At 73.1% G+C, this 21,492-nt stretch carries 24 protein-coding genes and 4 pseudogenes; 19 read left to right on the forward strand and 9 right to left on the reverse strand.

The features are described from left to right. Positions 1-72: 72 nt before the first annotated feature. The 4 genes and pseudogenes from E1265_RS15380 to E1265_RS15400 all read right to left on the reverse strand — a co-directional run bounded on the left by E1265_RS15380 (position 73) and on the right by E1265_RS15400 (position 3,280). Positions 73-1,018 (reverse strand): annotated as a pseudogene (locus E1265_RS15380) (IS481 family transposase). Between the two features lie 307 nt (positions 1,019-1,325). Next, positions 1,326-1,499: a hypothetical protein gene (locus E1265_RS15390; protein WP_165953758.1), complete on the reverse strand. Its 174-nt coding sequence runs from the start codon at positions 1,497-1,499 to the stop codon at positions 1,326-1,328. A 10-nt stretch (positions 1,500-1,509) separates the two neighbouring features. Further along, a complete protein-coding gene (locus tag E1265_RS38030) occupies positions 1,510-1,872 on the reverse strand; it encodes a hypothetical protein (RefSeq protein ID WP_207931084.1) in 363 nt (120 codons plus the stop codon). A 646-nt stretch (positions 1,873-2,518) separates the two neighbouring features. After that, on the reverse strand, positions 2,519-3,280 hold the full coding sequence (locus E1265_RS15400) for a hypothetical protein (protein WP_132930872.1): 762 nt from the start codon (positions 3,278-3,280) through the stop codon (positions 2,519-2,521). A gap of 145 nt (positions 3,281-3,425) precedes the next feature. On the opposite strand from E1265_RS15400, the gene E1265_RS15405 reads away from it, so the two are divergent. Beyond that, positions 3,426-4,295, forward strand: a complete 870-nt coding sequence (locus E1265_RS15405) for an LLM class flavin-dependent oxidoreductase (protein WP_132930873.1) — start codon at positions 3,426-3,428, stop codon at positions 4,293-4,295. Positions 4,296-4,311: 16 nt separating this feature from the next. On the opposite strand, the gene E1265_RS15410 is transcribed toward E1265_RS15405, so the two are convergent. From E1265_RS15410 to E1265_RS15420, 3 genes are all read right to left on the reverse strand, one after another. Beyond that, positions 4,312-4,656 (reverse strand): helix-turn-helix domain-containing protein, encoded by a 345-nt coding sequence (locus tag E1265_RS15410; protein WP_132930874.1) that lies wholly within the window; start codon positions 4,654-4,656, stop codon positions 4,312-4,314. Positions 4,657-4,751: 95 nt separating this feature from the next. Beyond that, complete coding sequence (locus E1265_RS15415; protein WP_132930875.1) at positions 4,752-7,085, reverse strand: beta-L-arabinofuranosidase domain-containing protein; 2,334 nt, start codon at positions 7,083-7,085, stop codon at positions 4,752-4,754. 136 nt (positions 7,086-7,221) lie between these two features. Next, entirely contained in the window at positions 7,222-7,629 is a 408-nt protein-coding gene (locus E1265_RS15420) for a pyridoxamine 5'-phosphate oxidase family protein (RefSeq protein ID WP_132930876.1), read from the reverse strand. A 237-nt stretch (positions 7,630-7,866) separates the two neighbouring features. Between E1265_RS15420 and E1265_RS15425 the strand changes: the two genes are divergently transcribed. From E1265_RS15425 to E1265_RS15460, 9 genes and pseudogenes are all read left to right on the forward strand, one after another. Continuing rightward, entirely contained in the window at positions 7,867-8,253 is a 387-nt protein-coding gene (locus E1265_RS15425) for a hypothetical protein (protein ID WP_132930877.1), read from the forward strand. Positions 8,254-8,338: 85 nt separating this feature from the next. Further along, positions 8,339-8,689, forward strand: a complete 351-nt coding sequence (locus tag E1265_RS15430) for an NADH-quinone oxidoreductase subunit A (RefSeq protein ID WP_132930878.1) — start codon at positions 8,339-8,341, stop codon at positions 8,687-8,689. Continuing rightward, complete coding sequence (locus E1265_RS15435; RefSeq protein ID WP_132930879.1) at positions 8,680-9,864, forward strand: hypothetical protein; 1,185 nt, start codon at positions 8,680-8,682, stop codon at positions 9,862-9,864. The genes E1265_RS15430 and E1265_RS15435 overlap by 10 nt, the downstream gene beginning before the upstream one ends. After that, positions 9,861-10,748: an NADH-quinone oxidoreductase subunit H gene (locus tag E1265_RS15440; RefSeq protein ID WP_132930880.1), complete on the forward strand. Its 888-nt coding sequence runs from the start codon at positions 9,861-9,863 to the stop codon at positions 10,746-10,748. The genes E1265_RS15435 and E1265_RS15440 overlap by 4 nt, the downstream gene beginning before the upstream one ends. Before the next feature lies 1 nt (position 10,749). Then, on the forward strand, positions 10,750-11,268 hold the full coding sequence (locus tag E1265_RS15445; RefSeq protein WP_132930881.1) for an NADH-quinone oxidoreductase subunit J: 519 nt from the start codon (positions 10,750-10,752) through the stop codon (positions 11,266-11,268). Then, complete coding sequence (locus E1265_RS15450) at positions 11,265-11,570, forward strand: NADH-quinone oxidoreductase subunit K (RefSeq protein WP_132930882.1); 306 nt, start codon at positions 11,265-11,267, stop codon at positions 11,568-11,570. The genes E1265_RS15445 and E1265_RS15450 overlap by 4 nt, the downstream gene beginning before the upstream one ends. 350 nt (positions 11,571-11,920) lie before the next feature. Then, positions 11,921-12,760, forward strand: a pseudogene (locus E1265_RS38035) (proton-conducting transporter membrane subunit); the annotation flags it as partial. 288 nt (positions 12,761-13,048) lie between these two features. Continuing rightward, entirely contained in the window at positions 13,049-14,173 is a 1,125-nt protein-coding gene (locus E1265_RS38040) for a ferrochelatase (RefSeq protein WP_207931083.1), read from the forward strand. Positions 14,174-14,186: 13 nt separating this feature from the next. Next, positions 14,187-15,023 carry an inositol monophosphatase family protein gene (locus E1265_RS15460; RefSeq protein WP_243740813.1) on the forward strand — a complete coding sequence of 279 codons (837 nt, stop codon included), beginning with the start codon at positions 14,187-14,189 and terminating at the stop codon, positions 15,021-15,023. A gap of 126 nt (positions 15,024-15,149) precedes the next feature. On the opposite strand, the gene E1265_RS37025 is transcribed toward E1265_RS15460, so the two are convergent. Beyond that, positions 15,150-15,323, reverse strand: a complete 174-nt coding sequence (locus E1265_RS37025; RefSeq protein ID WP_165953759.1) for a hypothetical protein — start codon at positions 15,321-15,323, stop codon at positions 15,150-15,152. 319 nt (positions 15,324-15,642) lie between these two features. Between E1265_RS37025 and E1265_RS15465 the strand changes: the two genes are divergently transcribed. From E1265_RS15465 to E1265_RS15475, 3 genes are all read left to right on the forward strand, one after another. Next, the gene (locus E1265_RS15465; protein WP_132930884.1) at positions 15,643-16,296 is read left to right on the forward strand and encodes a response regulator transcription factor; all 654 of its coding nucleotides are present in this window, start codon (positions 15,643-15,645) and stop codon (positions 16,294-16,296) included. A gap of 78 nt (positions 16,297-16,374) precedes the next feature. Then, a complete protein-coding gene (locus E1265_RS15470) occupies positions 16,375-17,601 on the forward strand; it encodes a HAMP domain-containing sensor histidine kinase (protein WP_132930889.1) in 1,227 nt (408 codons plus the stop codon). A 272-nt stretch (positions 17,602-17,873) separates the two neighbouring features. After that, positions 17,874-18,173 carry a DUF4193 domain-containing protein gene (locus E1265_RS15475; protein ID WP_052851347.1) on the forward strand — a complete coding sequence of 100 codons (300 nt, stop codon included), beginning with the start codon at positions 17,874-17,876 and terminating at the stop codon, positions 18,171-18,173. Positions 18,174-18,193: 20 nt separating this feature from the next. Here E1265_RS15475 and E1265_RS15480 read toward each other — a convergent pair whose 3' ends face one another. Then, the gene (locus E1265_RS15480; protein WP_132930885.1) at positions 18,194-18,646 is read right to left on the reverse strand and encodes a DUF3093 domain-containing protein; all 453 of its coding nucleotides are present in this window, start codon (positions 18,644-18,646) and stop codon (positions 18,194-18,196) included. 72 nt (positions 18,647-18,718) lie between these two features. Between E1265_RS15480 and dut the strand changes: the two genes are divergently transcribed. From dut to E1265_RS15510, 6 genes and pseudogenes are all read left to right on the forward strand, one after another. Next, entirely contained in the window at positions 18,719-19,234 is a 516-nt protein-coding gene (gene dut, locus E1265_RS15485) for a dUTP diphosphatase (RefSeq protein WP_132930890.1), read from the forward strand. Position 19,235: 1 nt separating this feature from the next. Continuing rightward, the gene (locus tag E1265_RS15490) at positions 19,236-20,006 is read left to right on the forward strand and encodes a DUF3710 domain-containing protein (protein WP_132930886.1); all 771 of its coding nucleotides are present in this window, start codon (positions 19,236-19,238) and stop codon (positions 20,004-20,006) included. A 70-nt stretch (positions 20,007-20,076) separates the two neighbouring features. Beyond that, the gene (locus tag E1265_RS15495) at positions 20,077-20,388 is read left to right on the forward strand and encodes a DUF6343 family protein (protein WP_132930887.1); all 312 of its coding nucleotides are present in this window, start codon (positions 20,077-20,079) and stop codon (positions 20,386-20,388) included. A 212-nt stretch (positions 20,389-20,600) separates the two neighbouring features. Further along, entirely contained in the window at positions 20,601-20,690 is a 90-nt protein-coding gene (gene kdpF / locus E1265_RS15500; RefSeq protein WP_132819267.1) for a K(+)-transporting ATPase subunit F, read from the forward strand. 12 nt (positions 20,691-20,702) lie between these two features. Continuing rightward, a pseudogene (locus E1265_RS40695) lies at positions 20,703-20,933 on the forward strand (potassium-transporting ATPase subunit KdpA); the annotation flags it as partial. 9 nt (positions 20,934-20,942) lie between these two features. After that, positions 20,943-21,385 (forward strand): annotated as a pseudogene (locus E1265_RS15510) (potassium-transporting ATPase subunit C). Positions 21,386-21,492 lie beyond the last annotated feature (107 nt).

Consider the following 21,492-nt stretch of genomic DNA (forward strand, 5'->3'; position numbering starts at 1 on the left):
GCAGGGGGCACCCCCACCCAGGCCGCCAAGCCTGGGCGAGTCGCGGGCCCGGCAAGATCGACAGGACAGGGCCTAGCTGTATGGGCCCGGAGCGTTGTTGACGCGGCTGATGGGTGGTTGGCCTGTGAGTGCGGTGTGGCAGCGGTGGTGGTTGTAGGTGTGGAGGAAGTCTGTCAGGGCCTTGGTGCGCTCGGTGTTTCTGGTGTAGGGCCTTGCGTGGGCCCATTCGTCGAGCAGGGTGCGGTTGAAGCGTTCGACCTTGCCGTTGGTCTGGGCCGGTAGGCGCGTGAGCTTGCCGACCGCGCCCAGGTCGGCCAGGGCCTGTTTCCAGGCGAAGCCATTGCGGTTGGGCCAGGCGTTGTCCGTGAGGACCCGTTCGATGCGATTGATGCCGTTAGTCGCGAAGAACGCCGCGGCTCTGCGGAGGAAGCCGGCGCAGGTGGTGGCCTTCTCGTTGGTGTGGATCTCGCTGCGGGCCAGGCGGGAGTGGTCGTCGACGGCGGAGTGGACGTAGTCGAAGCCGACACCGGTCTTCGCCGCGCGTCCCGTTTGCCGGCCCAGGACCTTGTGGCCGCCGCCGTCTGGGATCCGGCCGAGTTTCTTGACGTCCACGTGGACGAGTTGCCGTATCCGTTCGTAGCGGCGGATGAGTTGTCCGGTGGGTCGGTCCAGGAAGGCGAGGCGGTTGAGGCCGTGCCGGACCAGGATGCGGTGGATGGTGGAGGCGGGCAGGCCCAGGATGGGGCCGATGCGGGCGGGTCGAGCTTGTGGGCTTGCCGCAGCTGGCGGACGCGGGCTTCCAGCGTCGAAGGAGTGCGGTGCGGTGTCGTTGTGGGGCGGCTGGAACAGTCGTGCAGTCCTTGCTCGCCCTCCGCCTGTCAGCGGCGGACCCACTTGTGAGCCATGGCTGGGACACGCCCATTTCCGCCGAGACGTGAGCGACCGGACGGCCAGAACGGACACGTTCAACCAACAGCCGCCTGCCGTGAACGGTCAGCCGGGCATTACGGTGAGACACGAAGACCTCCGCGCGGTGAAGGCTCGACACCTCCACCACACCGGAGGTCCTCCCCGTGATCAAGACCGGCAAGTGTCAACAACGCTCGTGATCAATACACCCGGCCTGCGTCACCAGGGCCTTGACGAAGGCGAGCAGGGATGGGAGACCTTCCCCGCCCAGCCGCCGGACCACCTCGTCGGCCGACGCCTCTCGTCCAGCCCCCAAGCGCCGCCCTGTCTCGGCAGTCATCTCTGCGGCCTTCGTCCGCGCCAGCTGGGCCGGGCCTCGGCGTCGATGTCCTTGAGCACAACGCGGTAGTTCCCGATCAGGGCCTCGTGATCTCCCTCTCGGCGAGCCGGATCTCCTCCAGTTCCGTCCTGACCTTCGTGGCGACGCGCTTGCAGCACATCGTCGCCAGGTCGCCACGGACCCGCATCCTGGCCTTGTATGCCAGGCACGGGATCGGCGCGAGGCGGTTGACCGGCGTGTAGTCCCGCAACGCCGGCGCGTCACCCGCGTCCGCCTCCCCGGCGAAGCCGGTGATCTCCGTGCGGCGACGCCGTCCATCCACACCGCGTGTCCCCGATGGCGTCCAGCCACTCCATGCGCCTGGACAGGTTCTTGCAGTGCGACCAGCTCGGCCCCTTGGCGGGCTTCTTCAGCCGGTTGAACAGCGTCGTACCGTCACTGTCGCGCTCCTCCAGCAGCCGCGGCAGCTCGGTGCGCTGAACGGCACTCCTGCGGTCGTGGATGCCCAAGCAGATCGAGGAGTTCACCTCGGTACGGATCTTCGAGGCCATCTTGTCGGCGGTGGAGAACCCCGAAAGCTCCAGCCCGGCCTCCACCACCTGCTCCGGCACATCCTCCAGCACCGGAAAACACCGATGCGTGGATCCGACTTCAGCATCAGGAATAGAGCCAGCAGATGCTCATCCCCGTCCGTCGCCCCGGCTGCCCACTCCAGCTCGTCACGAGTCGGCGAGAGGAACAGAGGCAGCTCATGCGCGGTGATCAGCCGCTTGAACCGCGGATACGCGGTCCGCTCGATCGAGGTCACAACCCACCCCAGGCCCCAAGACGATGGTCAACATCACCACCAACGACGCTGAGCCGAACGGGGGGGGCGGACCGGACGCTCAGGGCTTCAAGACCAACTCATTGCCCCTTTGACGAGTATCTGGGGCACCCCCCCACGGGCCGCACGCCATCATGGGCTCCGTGGGCGCGCTGGTGCGGGGCCCAGCAGCCGCCGGGCGTTTCGCTGCCGGTCGCGGTCGTCGTCGTGTCGCTGCCGGCGAGCACCTGGCTGGGGCGTGGCGGAACGCCACCGAGGGCGACGTGCTCCCACCGACGCGCGCCGACACCGCCCACGGCATCACGTCGGATCTGGCCTGGCCGCAGGCCGCCCATCGTGCGGTGGAAGGGGGAACGTGCTCCAGGGCACGCTGACGGATGTTCCCGCCCCCGTAGCCCGTGTGTTGGCGCCCGCTCGGTCGGCCGGGCTGGCCTCGCGGTGGGTCATGAGGACCGCAGCAGGACGTTGCCGAGGGTCGGCGCCGTCCACAGGGCCGTGGCCAGGCCGGCGCACCAGGCGGTGAGGGCGAGTTGGTCCGTCTCGGTCTTCGGGACGGCACCGACCAGGCCGGAGGGATCGTAGACCACGGCGACACGTTCGCCCGTCACCGGCGTGAACGTCGTCATCGTGTCGGGGGCGTCGGCCGCCGCGCAGTCCAACGCGTAGGTGGTGATCCAGAGTTCGCCGCCCGGCGGAGCCGGGGCGCTCCGCTCCTCGCCGCTGGACACCGTGCACGTCGTCTCGTTGCCCCGCCACACCAGCAGTCCGAGCCTGACGCCCCAGCCCCCGGCGAAGGCGACGCACAGCAGCGCGACCGTGGCCAGCACCATCAGGGACATCGCCACCCTGCCGTCGAAGTCCCACAGCAGCAGCGGGGAACAGAGCAGGGGAACGCAGGCCGCGGTGAACGGCAGCGCCAGCAGCAGCCTCGTCAGCGTGCTCGCCTCCACCAGCCACAGGCCGACCGCCACCCAGGCCGCGCACATCACGGGCAGCGACACCACGGCGAGGATACGCAGCGCCCGTGCCACCCGAACGACGGTCAGTTCCCGTTTCGCGGCGGTGCTTTCGGCCGCGTACTCGGCGGAGAGGGCGGCGCCGGCCGCTTCGAAGAGCAGGTGGGTGAGGCCCGTCCCGGTGGCGAGCCCCGCCACGATGAGCAGGAGCGTCGCTGGAAGGAGGAGCCATGCGCCGAGGGCCGACATGCTCGGGACGCTAGCCGATCGGCGCGGGGAGGGGTCCCGAGGGATCGACCATGACGCGCGGCGGGTCGCCGCAGGTGGAATGTCGCTTCTTATTTCATAGTTACTGTGGTTGACGCAGCATGACCCGGCGACGGTAGGAGTCGACATGACCGACTACGGACACGACCTGAGGTTCGGGTCCTTCATCACCCCGGGGAACGAGCGGCCCGAGCAGCCGGTGGCGCTGGCGCGGGTCAGCGAGCGGGCCGGGCTCGATCTGGTCACCTATCAGGACCATCCGTACCAGCCCGGGTTCCTCGACACCTGGACGCTGCTCTCCTGGGTGGCCGCGCGGACCGAGCGGATCCGGGTGTCGGCGAACGTGCACAGCCTCCCGCTGCGGCCGCCCGCGGTGCTGGCCAGGGCGGCGGCCAGTCTGGACCTGCTGTCCGGGGGACGTTTCGAGCTCGCCCTCGGCGCCGGCGCGTTCTGGGATCCCATCGCGGCGATGGGCGGGCCGCGCCGTACTCCGGGTGAGGCCGTCGAGGCGACCGGCGAGGCCATCGAGATCATCCGCGCGATCTGGGACACCTCGGAGCGCGGCGGCGTGCGCGTGGCGGGGAAGCACTACCAGGTCGTGGGCGCGAAGCGCGGGCCCGCGCCGGCGCACGACATCGGGATCTGGGTGGGAGCGCTCGGGCCGCGCATGCTCCGCCTGATCGGGGAGCAGGCCGACGGCTGGCTGCCCAGCGTGTTCTACCTGAAGGACGGGGACCTGGAGCGGGGCAACCGCCTCATCGACGAGGCCGCGGCGGCGGCCGGCCGCGACCCGCGCGCGATCCGCCGGCTGCTGAACATCGGCGGCGGCTTCCCGCAGGGCGCCCCAGAGCAGTGGGCCGAGCAGCTGCTGCCGCTCGTCGTCGAGTCGGGGGTGAGCACCTTCATCCTCGCCTCCGACGAGCCCGACGCTATCCGGAGGTTCGGTGAGGAGGTCGCGCCGCGCCTGCGCGAGCTGGTCGAACGGGAACGCGGCTGAGGCGCCCGGGCGCCGCTCAGTCGAGGTGATCGCCCGCCCACACGGCGATCTGTTCGAGGATCGGCAGGAGCGCCTCGCCGGCGGGCGTGAGGCCGTACCGCACCCCGGGCGGGCGGGTGTCGGTGACGGTCCGCTCGATCACCCCGGCCTCGGCCAGCTCGGCGAGGCGGTCGGAGAGCACCGAGTCGCTGATCGGGCCGATGCGGCGCCGCAGTTCGGCGAAGCCGAGCGGCTCGGCGCCGAGGACGGCGACGACGAGGCCGTTCCACCGCTTGCCGAGCAGGCCGAACGCCCGGCCCAGAGCGGCCTCGCACGCCGGAGGGGCGTGCTCCAGGTGGGTGGGCGGCTTCGTCCTGGCCATGCGACCGAGTCTACTGACGCTCGGAGATCAGGAGCGGCTAGCTTTTTCCGAGCGCGGTCGCCGCCGTCCGGGGGCCGCCGAGCCGGGCCTCCTTCCTAGCCGTCGCGGGCGACGCGCCAGCGGTTGTCGGCGGTGCCGTCGTCCGGGGTCTGGACGGCGAACGCGCCGACGGCCGTGGAGTTGTTCTGGATGCCGAGCAGCTTGCCGCTGTGCTCGTTGCGGATCTTGTAGGTGCCGTCTCCCTGGTCGAGCAGCGTCCACCGGTGGTCGGCGGTGCCGTTGTCGGCCCACTGCAGCACGGTCGCGTTGTCCGCTGTCGACATGTCCTGCACGCCGAGCACCTTGCCGCTGTGGGCGTTGCGGAGCCGGACCGCGGTGCCGTCGGGGACCAGCTCCCAGTCGTGGTCGGCGGTGCCCGAGTCGTGCCACTGGAGGGCGCGGCCACCGTCGGCCGTGGACATGTCCTGGATGCCGAGTACGAGGCCGCTGCCGGCGTTGACGAGTCGTGCCGTGCCGCCGCCCTGGCCGCCGGTGCTCCAGTAGACGGTGTAGTTGTGGCCGTGCGCGTCGTAGAACGGACCCAGGTCGACGGCCGAGCCGTTGGCGGTGGCGGTGAAGGCGAGCGAGCCGCTTCCGGTCCTGGTGATCGAGGACGGGTTCAGCGTCGGGAGGGAACCGAGCGCGGTGTCGCCGTAGTTCCCGGACAGCACCACCGGGCCGTAGGTGATCGCGGCGACGTTCGGGTTGTCGTTGGCCGCCCGCATGACGACCCGCATGGGCAGGCGGACGGTGACGGTGTCGCCCGGGGTCCAGGCGCGGGTCAGGGTGGCGTAGCTGCCGGGCGTGGTGGCGATGTTCTGCGGCGTGCCGTTGACGCTGATGGTGGCGCCGGTGGTCCAGCCGGGGATGCGGACGCGCATGGACCAGGTGCCGCCGGCGTCGCCGGTGACCCGCAGGCTGGTGGTGTCGCTGACGGGGTACGAGGTGGTCTGGGTGACCGTGATGCCGCGCTGCGACCAGTCGAGCACCGAGGGGACGAACAGGTTGACGGTCAGCGTGGTGGTGTCGCCGCCGAGGCCGTGGAAGTAGATCGAGTCCATCAGCCTGGTGTGCATCTCCAGGCCCGTGCCCTGGCAGCACCAGAAGCTGTCGTAGTCGGTGCTCCAGGTGCCGCCGCCCCAGGCGGGGCCCACGCCGCGTCGGCCGCCGGGGTTGAGCGGGGTGAAGTAGGTGACGTGGCCGTGGGCGTCGGCCGGGTTCTGCTGGCCGATCATCTGGTTGAGCCACGCCCGCTCGTAGTAGTCGAACAGCGCGGCCCGGTTCGGGTCGAGCGCGAACAGCTCGCGGGTGAGCGTGAGCATGTTGTACGTGTTGCAGCTCTCGCACGTGTCCTGGTTCAGGTAGCCGGCGATGGCGTTGGGCGGGCGGAAGTGCTCCGCCTGGCTGTTGCCGCCGATGACGTAGGTGTGCGCGTCGACGCAGAAGTTCCAGGCGTTGGTGGCGATGTCGCGGTAGCGGGTGGTGCCGGTGGCCTTGTACTCCCGGGCGGCGCCGATCCACTTGGGCACCTGGGTGTTGGCGTGCAGCCCGCTCAGCCGGTCCTGGCCCGCCGCCAGCGGGTCGAAGACGGCGGCGTGGTCGAACCGTCGGGCGACGGTGAGCCACCGCGCGTCGCCGGTCTGCTGGTGGATGTCGGTCAGGACGGCGTTCATGCCGCCGAACTCGGTGCCCAGCATGGCCTGCGTCTGCTGGGCGCTCAGCCGCCCGGTGCGCCAGTCGACCCAGCCGGCGAGGGCCAGGAGCACGTCGCGTGCCTGGGTGCTGCCCAGGTGGCGCCACACGTCGAGGAGGCCGGCCAGGGTCTTGTGGATCGCGTAGTACGGCACATTGCCGTTGGAGAGCGTGCGGTTCTCCAGGGCGGTGAACTCGGACTCCGGGAAGCCGGACAGGTAGCCGCCGTTGAAGCCGGCGGCCCCGTTGTTCACCTGGCACCTGGCCAGCTCCGCCACCATGTACTGGGCCTTGTCCCGGCAGGTGGTGTCCCCGGTGACGGCGTACACCTGCGCCCACGCGGTGAGGAAGTGGCCCTGCATGTGGGTGCGGAACGGGAACGTCGGCGCGTCCCAGCCGCCGCCCGGCGTGGCGCCACCCGTGGACAGGCGGTGGTTGGCCCGGAAGTTGTACAGCAGCCGGTCGACGTCGACGAACCGCAGGTAGGAGCGGGTGCGGTTCTCGTTGTCCAGCCATCGGCTCGCGGTCAGTCGGACCTGGCCCAGTTCGAAGGGGTGGGCCAGGACCCCGATCTCGGCGCGGGCCGGGGCGGTCGCCGCCCGGGCGGACGGAATGCCGACGGCGCTTCCGGCCGCGGAGGCGACGGTCGCGGCTCCCGCGGCCCTGAGTAACCCGCGCCGGCTGACTGATGAGGACATCTCGCACCCTTTCCGTGTTCGAGGAAAGGACCGCGCCGCCCCCGCCCGGCAGCGTTCGACTTGTCGAACGTCGGCCCGTAAATCGAACAGAAGATAGGGGTACATCAGGGGCATGTCAATATGCCGTGCGCCGCGGTCACTGGGCCTTGCCGGCCAACAGCCAACGGCGGACCGGGACTTCGAGCAACGCCCGCCCGGCGCCAGGGCGGTAGGGGGCGGTGACGTCCCAGCCGTCGTACTTGGCGGCGAACGCGGCGACGACATCGGCCGGGAACCCGCCGTCGTGAACCAGCGCCTCCCCCTCGGCGACGACCGGCGCCCGGCCGTCCTCGAGGGCGAGCGACACCCGCGGGTCGGCGCGGACGTTGCGGACCTTCACCGCCCCGCCGTCGGCGCCGATCCACCATCTGTGGCGCAGGAACACGAACCACACGGGCGTCACGTGCGGCGAGCCGTCGGGGCGCAGCGTGCACAGCCAGACGTTCAGCTCCCGCTCGATGCGGTCGCGGACGGCGGGGTCGGGGGGCGGCGGTCGATCGATCATCCGACCATCTCACCCGCGCCTCCGGCCGCGCCGCCTCGGCCGAGAGGACCAGACCTTCGGCCTAGGCCCACCGCCGGGGAGCGGTCAGGTGAGGAGCGGGGGCTTTCCGCCACGGTGTCGGCACGCCCCTGGACGCGGATGGAGCGGAACGCGGATTGAACGGAACGGCGTGGGCGTCCGTGTCATCCGGTGACCCTGATGAGCGGCCGGCGCGCCCGTGGACCGAGAGGACCAGTCGTGAGTGACTCCGTCAGCAGCAACCTTCCCATCCAGGCCCTGGCGAGCGGCGAGGCGGAGCTGCGCCTGGTGCTGCGGCTGAGCTGGGAGGACGTGGCCGCGCTGGGTGCCGAGGCCAGCCGGCTCGCGGCCCAGGCGCAGCGGCCGGTGAGCCTGGACGAGGCTGCCAGCTACCGGCTGCGCGCCAGGACGGCCGCGCACGCCAGGCCGGCCGCCGACTCGGCCCAGGGGCAGGGCCAGCCGCAGGCGCAGGCGCAGCGGCCGCCGCAGACGACGGCCTCGGTCTCGCAGCTGACGGGGCGTTCGCCGCGCGAGCAGGCGCAGCAGGCGATCGACGAGATCAACAACCGGGCGGCCGGTCTCGGCGGCGCCGCGGCGCGCGGCTGACGCACCGGCGCCCCCTCGCGCTTCCTCGACCACCTGGGGAGGTTTCGAGATGCGGCGGGGCGCGGGGCGCCCGAGTATCGGTGGCATGAGCGATTGGCTGCCGGTGTTCGTGGTGCTCGGCGTGGCGCTCGCCGGAGTCGCCGCGCTGTACGGGGTCGGCCGCTGGCTGGCCGGCCCCGCTCCCCCGGTGCCGGTGGGCGCGTTCGCCGGCGGTCTCGCCCCGGCGGAGCACGCGGCGTCCCGCTTCCACGTACGGTGGTACGCGGTGGCGATGGTCTTCCTCGCCTTCGACATGGAGATGCTCTTCATGTATCCGTGGGCCGTCGTGGTGGCGGAGGTCGGCGCGGCCGCGGTCGTCGAGATGTTCGTCTTCCTGGGGATCCTGCTGGCCGGGGTGGTCTACGCCTGGCGCGAGGGGGCGTTCCGGTGGGCGTGACGGCTGCCGTCCGACGGTGGGCGGCGGCCCGTCCCTCGGTGTTGCTGGCCGCGCTACCGGGCGCCACGCCGACTCGGCTCGCGGTGGAGCGTGAGCTGCGCAACGCCGGCTGGCCGCTGGTCGACGGGCCGGCGGCGGCTGATCTGCTGGTGGTGGCCGGGCGGCCGGCTGCGGGCGCGGCCGGCTGGCTCGACGAACTGTACGAGCTGCTGCCGGGGCCGCGCGCCCGGGTCACCGTGACCGCGCCCGAGCGTGCGGCGCCGGAGCTGCGCGCCGGGCGCGACCTGTTGCGGGCCGGCGAGGAGGCGCCGGCCGCCCGCCGCGGCGCCGCCCGGCCGGAACACGGCGGGCATGGCGGGCACGGCGGGTGGGTGGCCGGGTTGCCGCTGGCCGAGCGGGGCGACGACCGGGACGGGCTGCGGCTCGACGTGCTGCGGCTGCCGCTCGGCCCCGCGTTGCGGGACTGGCCGGCCGGCCTGGTGGTGCGGCTCGCCCTCCAGGGGGACGTGGTGGTCTCGGCCGCCGTGGACCCTCCCCCAGCCAACCCTGAGCGGTGCCGGGGCGAGGTGCCCGGCCCGCCGCCGTTCTGGGCCGAGCCCTGGCTGCGTGCCGCGCGCGGCGCGCGGATCGAACGGGCGGTGGCCGCGCGCCGGTCGTGCGCGGCGCAGTTGGACAGCGTGGGGCGGCTGCTCGGGGTCGCCGGGTGGGCGGAGCTCGCCGAGTTGGCGCGCCGGCTGCGGGACGCGCTGCTCGCCGGGGCCGACCCCGCCGCCGTCCGGCGCGGGCTGCGGACGCTGCTGCGGCGCGGCGAACGGTCCCTGACGGCGCGTGCGATGCTGCGCGGTCTCGGCCGGCTGCCGGCGGCCGAGGCACGCCGGGCGGGGGTGACCTGCCCGGTGGTGGCGCCGGGCGGTGACGCCTACGACCGGTTCCGCCGCCGGCTGGCGGAGATCGAGCGGGCTGCCGGGCTGCTGGCCGCGCCCGGCGTGCTGGCGGCCGACGACGTGCTCGGGCCGCGCGGCCTGGTGGACGGCCCGCGGCCGCCGTCGGCCGCGCTGCTCGACGTGCTGCCCGGGCTGTTGGTGGGGGCCGAGTTCGCGGCGGCCAGGCTCGTGGTGGCCGGTCTCGATCCCGACCTCGACGAGCTGGCCTGGACGGCGGGGCCGGGGACATGACTGAGGCGGCCCCGCTGTGGTGGTCCTTCGCGCTGCCGCCGGCGCTGGCGCTGGCGGCGGGCGTCACGGCGGCGCTCGCCGGGGTCGGGGCGGGGCGCCGTCCCGCGCCGCTGCGGGAGTTGGCGCGGCGGCGGCGCCGTACGGTGGCCGCCGACGCCGGGCTGCGCACGGTGGGCGCGGTGCTGTTGCCGGTGGCCGCCGTGGCGGCGGCCGTGGTGCTGCCGCTCGGCTTCCGGGCGGTGAGCGACCTCGCGGTGGGCGTGGTGTGGTTCAACGCCATGGGGGCGCTGGCCTGGGCCGCAGTCTGGCTGGTCGGTTGGGGGTCGAACTCGGCGCTGGCGCTGATCGGCGGCTACCGGTTCCTGGCGCAGGGGCTCGCCTACGAGGTGCCGCACATGCTGGCCCTGACCACGGCGGCGCTCGGCGCGGGGTCGTTGCGGGTGGGCGCGGTGGTGGAGGCGCAGCGCGGGCTGTGGTTCGCGGTGTGGATGCCGGCGGCGTTCGCCGTGTTCCTGCTGAGCGCGGCGGCGATGGCGTTCTGGGGGCCCTTCGACCAGCCGGTGGGGCGCGACGTGGCGGGCGGCGCGGCGGGCGAGTTGGGCGGCGTGGACCGGCTGGTGTTCCTCGGCGGCCGGTGGCTGCTGCTCGTGGTGGCGGCCTGGATGGCAGCCGCGCTGTTCCTGGGCGGTGGGCAGGGACCGCTGCTGTCCGCCTGGTGCTGGACGCTGGTGAAGACGGCGGCGGTGCTCGGCGCGCTGCTGTGGCTGCGGCGCCGGCTGCCGGCCGTGCGGATGGACCGCTTCACCGCCCTTTCCTGGACGGTGTTGATGCCGCTCGCCGTGGTTCAGGCGCTGTGGGTGGCCGTCGTGGTGCTGGAGCGCTGAGATGGCGGAGGACCTGTTGTTCTGGGTGCTGGCCTGCGTGGCGGTCGGCGCCGGCGCGCTGGTCTTCCGGTGCGACTCGATGGCCAGGGCGACCTACGCGCTGCTGGCCGCGCTGCTCGCGGTCGGGGGCGAGGTGGTACTGCTCGGCCTCGACTACCTGGGCGTGGTGATCCTGCTGATGATGACGCTGGAGATGGCCCTGATGGCCGTCTTCATGATCATGTTCATGATGTCGCCGGGCGGGTTGACGCCGATGTCGATGACGCACGGCACGCGGGCCGCCGCGCTGGTGAGCGGCGGCGTCTTCCTGCTGCTGGCCGCCGGCGTGCTGCTCGCACCCTGGCCGGACCGGGCGGGCCGGGCGCCGGCCGATCCCACCAGGGCGCTCGGCCTGTCCTTGATGGGGCCGCAGATGCTCACCATGACGGTCCTCGGCATGGTGCTGTTCGCCACCATCGTGGCGGTGGTGGTGCTGGCCACCCGGCGCGGGCGCTACGACCGGGACGAGGAGGTCGGGTGAGCCTGCAGGCGGTCCTGCTGGTGGCGGCGGCGCTGTTCGCCGTGGGCCTCTTCGGGGTGCTCGGCCAGCGGTCCGTCGTGATGGTGATGATGGGTCTGGAGCTGATGCTAGGCGGCGTGGTGCTGGCCGCCGCCGGCGTCCGGCACTTCGTGGCCCCTGCGGCGGACGAGGCCCAGGTGCTCGTGGTGCTGCTGGTGACGGCCATGGCCGTGGAGATGGCCGTGGGCTTCGCGGTGGTCACCGCCCTGTTCAGGGTTGGGGAGGTCGACACCGTCGACGCGGCGGCGGAGCTGCGGGAATGAGCGGGACGGCCGGCTGGGTGCTGTGGGCGCTGGTCGGGCTGCCGCTGGCTGGTGGCGCGCTGCTCGCCGCCTCGGGGCGGGCGGCGGACCGGATCGCGGCCCCGCTGGCGGTCGGGATCGCGGGGGCCGGCACGGGGCTCGCGGCGCTGGCCGCGGTGGTCCGGCCGCGCGCCGAGGCGCCGCTGCTCGCCGGTCTGCCGGTGCGGTTGGCGGTCGACGGTCTCTCGGCGTTCCTGGTGGTCACGGTGGCGGCGGTGACGTGGCTGATCCTGGGGTTCTGCGCCGGGGAGTTCGCACGGGACGCGGCGCGCGCCCGGTTCTTCGGGCTGATGTTGCTGTTCGCCGGGGCGATGCTGACGACGGTGACGGCCGTCTCACTGCCGGTGCTGCTGATGGGCTGGGAAATGATGGGCGCGGCGTCCTGGGCCCTGATCGGCTACTGGTGGCGTGACTCCAACCGGGTGCGGGCCGCCGGCACCGCGTTCCTCACCACCAGGGCGGCGGATCTCGGGCTCTATCTGGCGGCCGGCGCGGCGTTCGCCGGCGCGCCGACGGCCTCGCTCGCCCTGGCCGACCTGCCAGCGGCCGCCGAGCCCTGGCGGTCGATCGCCACGGCCGGGGTGGTGCTGGCGGCGCTCGGCAAGTCCGCCCAACTGCCGTTCAGCTTCTGGCTGTCGCACGCCATGCGCGGCCCGGCGCCGGTCTCCGCGCTGCTGCACTCGGCGACCATGGTGGCGGCCGGCGGCTATCTGCTGCTGCGCGCCGCGCCGCTGCTTGACGCCTCCGGCTGGGGCGCGCCGCTGGTGGCCTGGACGGGGGCGGCGACCGCCGTGGCACTCGGCCTGGTCGCGCTCGTCCAGACCGATCTGAAGCAGCTGCTGGCCGCCTCGTCCTGCGCCCAGCTCGGCCTGCTGGTGCTGGCCGCCGGAGTCGGCGCCCGGGCCGGCGGCGTCCTCCAGCTGATGGCCCACGCCGCGGCCAAGAGCCTGGCGTTCCTGGTCGCCGGGGTGTGGCTGGCGGCGCTCGGCAGCCAGGCGCTGACCGGCCTGCGGGGCGCGGCGCGGCGCGGCCCGCCGGGCGCCGGGCCGGCCTTCACGGTGGCGCTCGTGGCGTTGGCCGGGCTGCCGCCGCTGGCGTTGTGGGCGGCCAAGGACGTGTTGCTCGCGGCGGCGCTCGCCGACTCGCCGTGGCTCTACGCGGCGGGGCTCGCGGCGACGGCGCTGGCCGCCGGCTACGGGGCGCGAGCGCTGTGGTTCGTGTGGCGACCGACGGCGCCGCGCGGCGACGCCGCGTGCTCGCCGCGCGGCTGGGCCGATCGACCGCCGTCCCGCACAGCCGCGCGGTTGCGTCGTCGTCCGGCCGCGTGGCCGCTCAGCGGCCGGGTCCCAGCACCGCGATGGTTCGCGCGCGAGCCGGTGGGACGCGTCTCGCCGCCGGCCGGGGTGACGCTCGCGGCGCTGGCCCTGGCCTGCCTGGGCCTGGCCGTGGCCGCGCTGCCGGCGCCGCGGGACGGAGTCGCCCAGGTGGTCGGCGGCCCCGAGGGCCCGGACGACGTCATCCCCTTCCTGGAGAACGTGACCGCGGGGCGCGGCATCCCGCGCGAGCGGCTCGAGGAGGTCGGCGCCCACTACCGGCTCTTCGGCGGCGTGAGCCCCATCAACGAGCAGAACCGCACCCTGCTGGCCGCGCTCCGCGCCGACTTCGCGGAGCACGGCCTCGACCTCCCCGTCTACTGGGGCAACCGGAACTGGGCGCCCTACGTGACCGACACCCTGCGCGAGCTGGTCCGCGACGGCCGCCGCCGGGTCCTCACGCTGGCCACCAGCGCCTACGCCTCCTACTCGGGATGCCGCCAGTACCGCGAGGACCTGGCCGGCGCCCTCGCCACCCTCGAGGAGGAGGGCCTGCCGCTGCCCCGGGTGGACAAGCTGCGGCTCTACTACAACCACCCCGGCTTCCTGCGCACCATGGGGGAGGGTGTGCTCGCGGCGCTCGACGAGCTGCCCGAGGGCGTCAGGGCCGGCGCCCACCTCGCCTTCACCACCCACTCCATCCCGGACGCCGCGGCCGACCTCTCCGGGCCGCCGGCCGGTCACGGGGCGGGCGGCGCCTACGTCGCCCAACACCTTGACGCGGCCCGCGTCATCGCCGAAGCGGTGCGCGCCGAGACCGGCGTGGAGCGCCCCTGGGAGCTCGTCTACCAGTCCCGCAGCGGCGCCCCGCACATCCCCTGGCTCGAGCCCGACATCGTCGACCACCTGACCGCCCTGCACGCCAAGGGCGCGCCGGCCGTCGTCATGGTTCCCATCGGCTTCGTCTCCGACCACATGGAGGTGCTCTACGACCTCGACACCGAGGCGCTGACCGCCGCCGAGGAGCTCGGCCTGCCGGCGGTCCGCTCGGCCACCGTGGGTGCCCACCCGGGCTTCGTGGCCGCCATCCGCGACCTGGTGCTCGAGCGGGCCGCCACCGAGCGCGGCGAGTCCCCGACCCGCTGCGCCCTCGGCACGCTCGGCCCGAGCCACGACGTCTGCCCGGTGGGCTGCTGCGCCGCCCGGGTTGCCCGCCCGGCCGCCGCCGGTGCCGACAGCCCCTACGCCTGACAAGGAGTATCACGTGTCCGAAGGACCGCAGGCCGCCCGCGGCGAGCTGGTCGCCACGCTGCTCGCGCTCGCCGAGGAGGCGGCCGACCGTGCCGGCCGGCTGCTGCGGGAGGGGCGCCCCGCCGACCTGGGGGTCGCCGCGACCAAGTCGAGTCCGATCGACGTCGTCACCGAGATGGACATCGCCGCCGAGAAGCTGATCACCGGCTTCCTCGCCGAGCGGCGTCCCGACGACGGCTTCCTGGGCGAGGAGGGCGGCGTCTCCGGCGGCGACAGCGGGGTGCGCTGGATCATCGACCCGCTCGACGGCACCGTCAACTACCTGTACGGGCTCCCGCAGTGGGCCGTCTCCATTGCCGCCGAGGCCGACGGCGAGACGCTGGCCGCCGTCGTGGCCGCGCCGATGCGCGGCGAGACCTACCGCGCGGTGCTGGGCGGCGGGGCCGAGCGCCTGGTGGCCGGCCGGTCGCCCGAGCCGCTGCGCGTCCGCCCGGCGCCGCCCCTCGACCAGGCGCTGGTCGGCACCGGCTTCAACTACGTGGCCACCGTGCGCACCGCCCAGGCCGCCGTGGCGCAGCGGCTGATCCCGCGGGTGCGGGACATCCGCCGCTCGGGCTCCGCCGCCATCGACCTGTGCGACGTGGCCGGCGGCCGGCTCGACGGCTTCTACGAGCGCGGTCTCGCCCCCTGGGACCTGGCCGCCGGCGACCTGATCGCCCGGGAGGCCGGCGCCCGCACCGGCGGCCGGCCCGGCCTGCCGCCGGGCCGCGACCTCACGATCGCCGCCAGCCCAGGCGTCTTCGACGCGCTCCAGCCGCTCCTCGACGAGCTCGGCGCCTGGCACGACTGAGCCACGACGGCCCCCGTGCGAGAGCGGCCCTTCGGCCGCCCCACACGCGCCTGAGCGCCCCCGGGGACCCCCGGGGGCGCTCAGTGCTGGAAGGCCTCGGCGCCCGGGTGGGGCGCGCGGTGGGGCTCAGGCGCTCCTGGCCCCGACCTCCACGCCGTACTCGGCGGCCAATCGGCGCAGGTCGTCCAGCTCGGCCTGCTCCACATCCATCGTGAACAGATCTCCGGCTTCACGAGCGCGGTGCAGATCGGACTCGGTGTTCTCGATACGCTGCAGGATTCCAGCGGTGAACGCGTCCAAGGTGCGCCCCCTCGTCTTCGATCGGTGGCACTGGGGGAGTGCCACTGGGTGGGTGCGGCCACGGCGGCCCCGACTGGTCGGCAGCGCGGAGCGGCTTGCCGCCGGCAAGGAGGTGGTCGCGGGGTGTGTCGCTTGTCCTCCCCGGCGCGTCAGTGCCGGAAACCTCACCAGAAGTGAAAATCCGAGCGGATCCCCGGCACCGGTCGTTTACCAGTGGTTTATGGGGTGTCGGTGCAGGATGGAGGGTGGGGCGGGGACCGATGTGCCCAGGCCAGGGCCCACCCGCCGCCCAGGGATCTCACGAGAAGAGGATCGGGACGTGCGCGTACTCGTCGTGGAGGACGAGCAGTTGCTCGCGGATACGGTGGCCGTCGGGCTGCGCCGCCAGGCCATGGCGGTGGACGTCGTCTACGACGGGGCGGCGGCCACCGAGCGCGTCGACCTCAACGACTACGACGTGGTCGTCCTCGACCGCGACCTGCCGCTGGTTCACGGCGACGACGTGTGCCGGCACATCGTCCGGCTTGGCAAGGCCACCAGGGTGCTGATGCTGACGGCCTCGGGGGACGTCAGCGACCGCGTCGAGGGCCTGGAGATCGGCGCCGACGACTATCTGCCCAAGCCCTTCGCCTTCAGCGAGCTGATCGCCCGGGTGCGGGCGCTCGGCCGGCGGGCCACCCCGCCGTTGCCGCCGGTGCTCGAGCGGTCCGGCATCCGGCTCGACCCGAACCGCCGCGAGGTCTTCCGGGACGACCGGCAGATCCACCTGGCGCCCAAGGAGTTCGCCGTCCTCGAGGTGCTGCTGCGCGGCGACGGCGCGGTGGTCTCGGCCGAGCAGCTGCTGGAGAAGGCCTGGGACGAGAACACCGACCCGTTCACCAACGTGGTCCGCGTCACAGTGATGACGCTGCGTCGCAAGCTGGGTGACCCGCCGGTGATCACCACCGTGCCGGGGGCGGGATACCGGATCTGAGCCATGCCCACGTCCTCAGCCTCCCCACCGCCCAGGCCATCGACGCCGCCGGCCGCCGGCCACCGGCCGCCGCCCCGGATGCCCCTCGCGCCACCCAGGCCCCAGTGGGACCCGCGGGAGGCCGACCGGTCGCACAGCTGGTTCCGGCCCACCATCCGGATCCGGCTCACCCTGCTCTACGGCGGGATGTTCCTGATCGCCGGCGTGCTGCTGCTGACGATCATCTACCTGCTGGCGGCCCAGGCACTGAACAAGGGCAACGCGATCCCCTTCAGGTTCGAGGAGAACGTGGTCCTGCAGCCCACCTCGAACGTCTGCCGTGACCTCTCGGGACCGGTCACCGAGGCGCAGTTCGACGACTGGCTGTCCGAGTGCATGGACACCCAGCGCGCCAAGGCACTCGACCAGCTGCTGCGCAGCTCGCTGCTCGCGCTGCTCGGCCTCGCGGTGGCCGCGTTCGCCTTCGGTTACGTCATGGCCGGCCGGGTGCTCTCGCCGCTCGGCCGGATCACCCGCACCGCCCGCCAGGTGGCCGGCTCCGACTTGCACCGCAGGATCGAGCTTGACGCGCCCGACGACGAGTTCAAGGAGCTGGCCGACACCTTCGACGAGATGCTGGACCGCCTGGACCGCGCGTTCACCGCCCAGCAGCGCTTCGTGGCCAACGCCTCGCACGAGCTCCGCACCCCGCTGGCGATCAACCGCACCCTGCTCGAGGTGCAGCTCTCCGATCCGGACGCCTCGCCCGAGCTGGTCCAGCTCGGCAAGACGCTGCTGGCCACCAACGAGCGCAGCGAGCAGCTGGTGGAGGGCCTGCTGTTGCTCGCCCGCAGCGAGAACGAGATCGTGGACCGCAAGCCGGTTGACCTGGCGGAGGTGGCCGGGCAGGCGGTCGAGCAGGTGCGGGGCGAGGCGCAGCAGCGCGGCATCGAGCTGCGCGGCGTCCGGCGGCCGGTCCAGGTGCAGGGCAACGGCGTGCTGCTCGAGCGGATCGCCCTCAATCTCGCGCAGAACGCGGTCCGGTACAACGTGCCGGAGGGCGGCTGGGTGCGGGTGGACACGGAGTCCAGGCCGGGGCAGGCGCTGCTGGTGGTGGAGAATACGGGTCCGGTCGTGCCGGCCTACGAGGTCGATAACATGTTCGAGCCTTTCCGTCGGCTGCGTACCGAGCGCACGGGCAGCGACAAGGGCGTCGGTCTCGGGCTCTCGATCGTCCGCTCCGTGGCGCGGGCACACGGCGGCTATGTCAGGGCCGAGCCGCGGGAACAGGGTGGCCTGGTGATGAAGGTCGCCATCCCGGTCTGAGCGGCCCCCACAGCGGGAAAGAAGGAGATGTGATCAATCGCATAGCGACGCCCCTGACGGCGGGCGTCACGCGGCCGCGGGCGGGCTTTTGACCGGTTAGCGGCCCGATCGGCAGCCGGGATGATCACCTCTTCAGGCGTTCGGTTGGGTGTCGATTGAGTAACAGCACTTGATGTGAGGCAAAATCTCCGCCTCGGGTCGGGCACAAAGTCCGACCCCCCGCGCGTTACGTGCGCTGGAGATACCACAGACACCCGGAGGGGGAGAACGAAATGGCAACCGACTACGACACTCCACGCAAGACCGATGACGATGTCAACGAGGACAGCATCGAGGAACTGAAGGCCCGGCGGAACGACAAGTCGGCGTCCACCGTCGACGTCGACGAGTTCGAGCAGGCGGAGGGCCTCGAGCTGCCCGGCGCCGACCTCTCGAACGAGGAGCTCTCGGTCCGGGTCCTGCCTCGGCAGGCGGACGAGTTCACCTGCATGAGCTGCTTCCTCGTGCACCACCGGTCGCAGCTGGCGAAGGAGAAGGACGGTCAGCCGATCTGCCGCGACTGCGCGGCATGAGCGCCGGCCCGGGCGTGCCCTCAGGCCGCGTCCGGGCGGTGCGCGGTGAGCGCCGCGGTGAGACGGTTCGGTTGCCGGGTGGAGAGATACAGATACGGAGTGGGATCCTCCGGATCAGTCACCTCGACCCGGACGGCCGTCGGAATGTAGGCGCGCAGCAACATATGGGCCCGGGCATCCGCACGGTGGGTGCGCCAGGCGCGCGCCTCCTCGGCGTCGAGCGCCCGGGCCTCGCCCAGAGCCGTGAGCGGGATCCTGGCCTCCCCGGCGACCAGCGAGTCGGCCACCACCCGGATCCGGGCCGAGCCGTAGGCGCTCAGCGCCACCCCGGACAGGGCACCGCCCGCGGCGAGGCCGCACAGCAGGGGCACGAGACCCAGCGGCACCAAGGCGAATCCCAGCAGCAGCACGCCCAGCAGGGCCATCAGCCACCAGCTCCTGGGCACGGTCAGTCGCTCGTCGTACGGCTTCATGGCCCCAGCATCGCAGGCTCGTCCCCAGGGGCCGTCGGCGGCGGTAGGGTCTGCATCGTGAGTGCCGACTCTGTGAGCCCAAGCCCGCTGGACGTTCTGCTGCGGCGGATCGATCCGGCGGTCCCCGTCCCCTCCCGGGCGCACCCGGGGGACGCCGGGGTCGACCTGGTGACCACCCAGGCCGCCGAGCTGGCGCCGGGCGAGCGCGCGGTACTCCCCACGGGGGTGGCCATCGCCCTCCCCGACGGTTACGCGGCGTTCGTGCACCCGCGCTCGGGGCTCGCCGCCCGCTGCGGGGTGTCCATGGTCAACGCGCCAGGCACCATCGACGCCGGGTACCGTGGAGAGATCAAGGTCATCGTGATCAACCTGGATCCGCGGGAGACCGTGCGGTTCCAGCCGCTCGACCGGATCGCCCAACTCGTCGTCCAGCAGGTGGCGGCGGTGCGTTTCCACGAGGTCACGGAGCTGCCGGGTTCGGCGCGGGCCACGGGGGGTTTCGGCTCCACGGGCGGTCATGCCGGCCTGCGGACCCACCCCTACGCTGCGGTCGGCCCCGGCGGGAGCGCCGACCGGAAAGGACTCTGACGTGTTCGGACGTCGTCGCAAGCGGAACGAGGAGCCGGCCGAGGCGGCGGAGGCGGTCGAGGCCACCACCGATGAGGCTCCCGACGAGGAGGAGGTGCGCCGGGTCAAGCTCGAGCCGGCACCCCGGCCCGACGGTCCCTGGGACCTGAGCGAGGTCGGCAACCCCTCCGAGGGCCGCGTCGACCTCGGCGGCCTCTTCGTGCCCGGCGTGCAGGGCATGGAGCTGCGCGTGGAGGTCGCGGGGGACGCGATCGTCGCCGCGACCGTGGTCCTCAAGGACAGCGCGGTCCAGCTCCAGGCGTTCGCCGCCCCCAAGCGCGAGGGCATCTGGGCCGAGGTGCGCGAGGAGATCGCCGCCGGCATCACCCAGCAGGGCGGCGTGATCGAGGAGATCGAGGGGCCGCTCGGCTGGGAGCTGCGGGCCCGGGTGCCCGTGCAACTGCCGGACGGCAAGCGCGGCATGCAGGTCGTGCGGTTCGTCGGCGTCGACGGTCCGCGCTGGTTCCTGCGGGGCGTGATCTCCGGCCAGGGCGCGGTCCAGCCGCAGGCGGCCGGCGTCCTTGAGCAGATCTTCCGGGACACCGTGGTGGTCCGCGGCGAGGGCCCGATGGCCCCCAGGGACCCGATCGTCCTCAAGCTGCCGCAGGACGCGCAGATGGTGCCAGAAGGCGTGAAGCAGGAGCAGGCGGCCGCGGACGGCGCCCAGGTCTCCCGCTTCGCCGGCGGCCTCGACAAGCTGCGCAGGGGCCCGGAGATCTCCGAGGTCAGGTAGGCGTCTCCCGCGCGGGTGTGTCCGCGCCCGCGCGGGGTACTCGGGGCTCTCCGTCACGGGAGGCCCCCTCATGAGCAGAGGCAGAGGACGTCACCGCCTCGAGCGGACCGGCACCGAGCCGATCACTGCGTACAGCGACATCCGGCTGCGCATCCTGCTGTCCGCGATATTCACCCCACTGTTCGCCGGCGCCACGGTCGCCTTCGCCATCTGGCTGGGCGCCTCGGGCTCGGACTCCTCGCCGGGCCGCGGCCCGCTGATCGCCCTGACCGTGGGCTGCGCGATCCTCACCCTGGCCGCCGCGACCGACCTGGCGATCCTGCTGCGGCGTCGCCGCGAGGCGCGCGACGAGCGGGACCGGGACCGGGACGAAACCCCCTGAAGCACCCCTCGCATACGGACCCCGTCAACGACGGCGCTTCCGTTATCAGGGTGTCGTCAACGAGCGCCGCGCGAGATGAGCACAGAGGTTCCCTGGGCGAGTAAGTGACTGCCCACTCGTACAGGAGAACCGATGGCCGATCTGGTCTTCGTCCTGGTCATCCTCGCGGGGTTCGCGCTGATGGCTCTCGCCGCCCGTGGGGTGGCCAAGCTGTGAGCGCGGAGAACATCGTCGGTCTGTGCGTCGCGGCCGGCCTCGTCGGCTACCTGGTCCTGGCCCTGCTCTTCCCCGAGAGATTCTGAGGGCCGCCGACCATGAGTACCCCCCTGGCCGACGTGCTCCAGATATCCGCCCTCGTCGTGGCGCTCGCCCTGGTGCACCGCCCCCTCGGCGACTACATGGCCGCCGTCTACTCCTCCAGGAAGCACCTGCGCGTCGAGCGGCTGATCTACCGCTGCGTCGGCGCCGACCCCAACGCCGAGACGCGCTGGACCGCCTACCTGCGCGCCGTCCTCGCTTTCTCTCTCGTCGGCGTGCTCTTCCTCGACGGCTCGATGGTCCAGGCCGACGGGCGGGACGTCGGCTCCTCGCTGATCGGCCAGACCTGGAACGACGCGAACGGCGACCCCGACCCGCGCTGGTTCCAGCCGCGGCCCTCCAACAGCGGCTACGACCCGACGGCGACCGGCTCCGGCCAGCTGGGTGCCAGCGATCCGACGCTGCGTGCCTCCGTCGAGGAGACCAGGGCGGCGGTCGCCGCCTTCAACGACGTGCCGGAGTCGGCGGTGCCGGCGGACGCGGTGACGGGCTCCGGCTCGGCGCTCGACCCGCACATCTCGCCGGCCTACGCGGAGATCCAGGTCGCGCGGGTCGCCGCGGCGAACGGCTGGTCGCCGACCACACGGAGGGCCGCGACCTCGGCTTCCTCGGCGACGAGCGGGTCAATGTGCTGGAGCTGAACGTGTCCCTCCGGGCGGTCGTGGCTGGGCGTGATTGACCCCACCCTTCCGCTGCGCGCTCGGCGTAGGCCGCCGTGCCGCGCCCACCCAGCGCGGCTCGGCGGCGAAGCCGCCGCCCCCTCGCGCGAAGCTGTCTCTTATACAC

Source organism: Streptomyces sp. 8K308, from assembly GCF_004348315.1.
Lineage (GTDB): Bacteria > Actinomycetota > Actinomycetes > Streptomycetales > Streptomycetaceae > Streptomyces.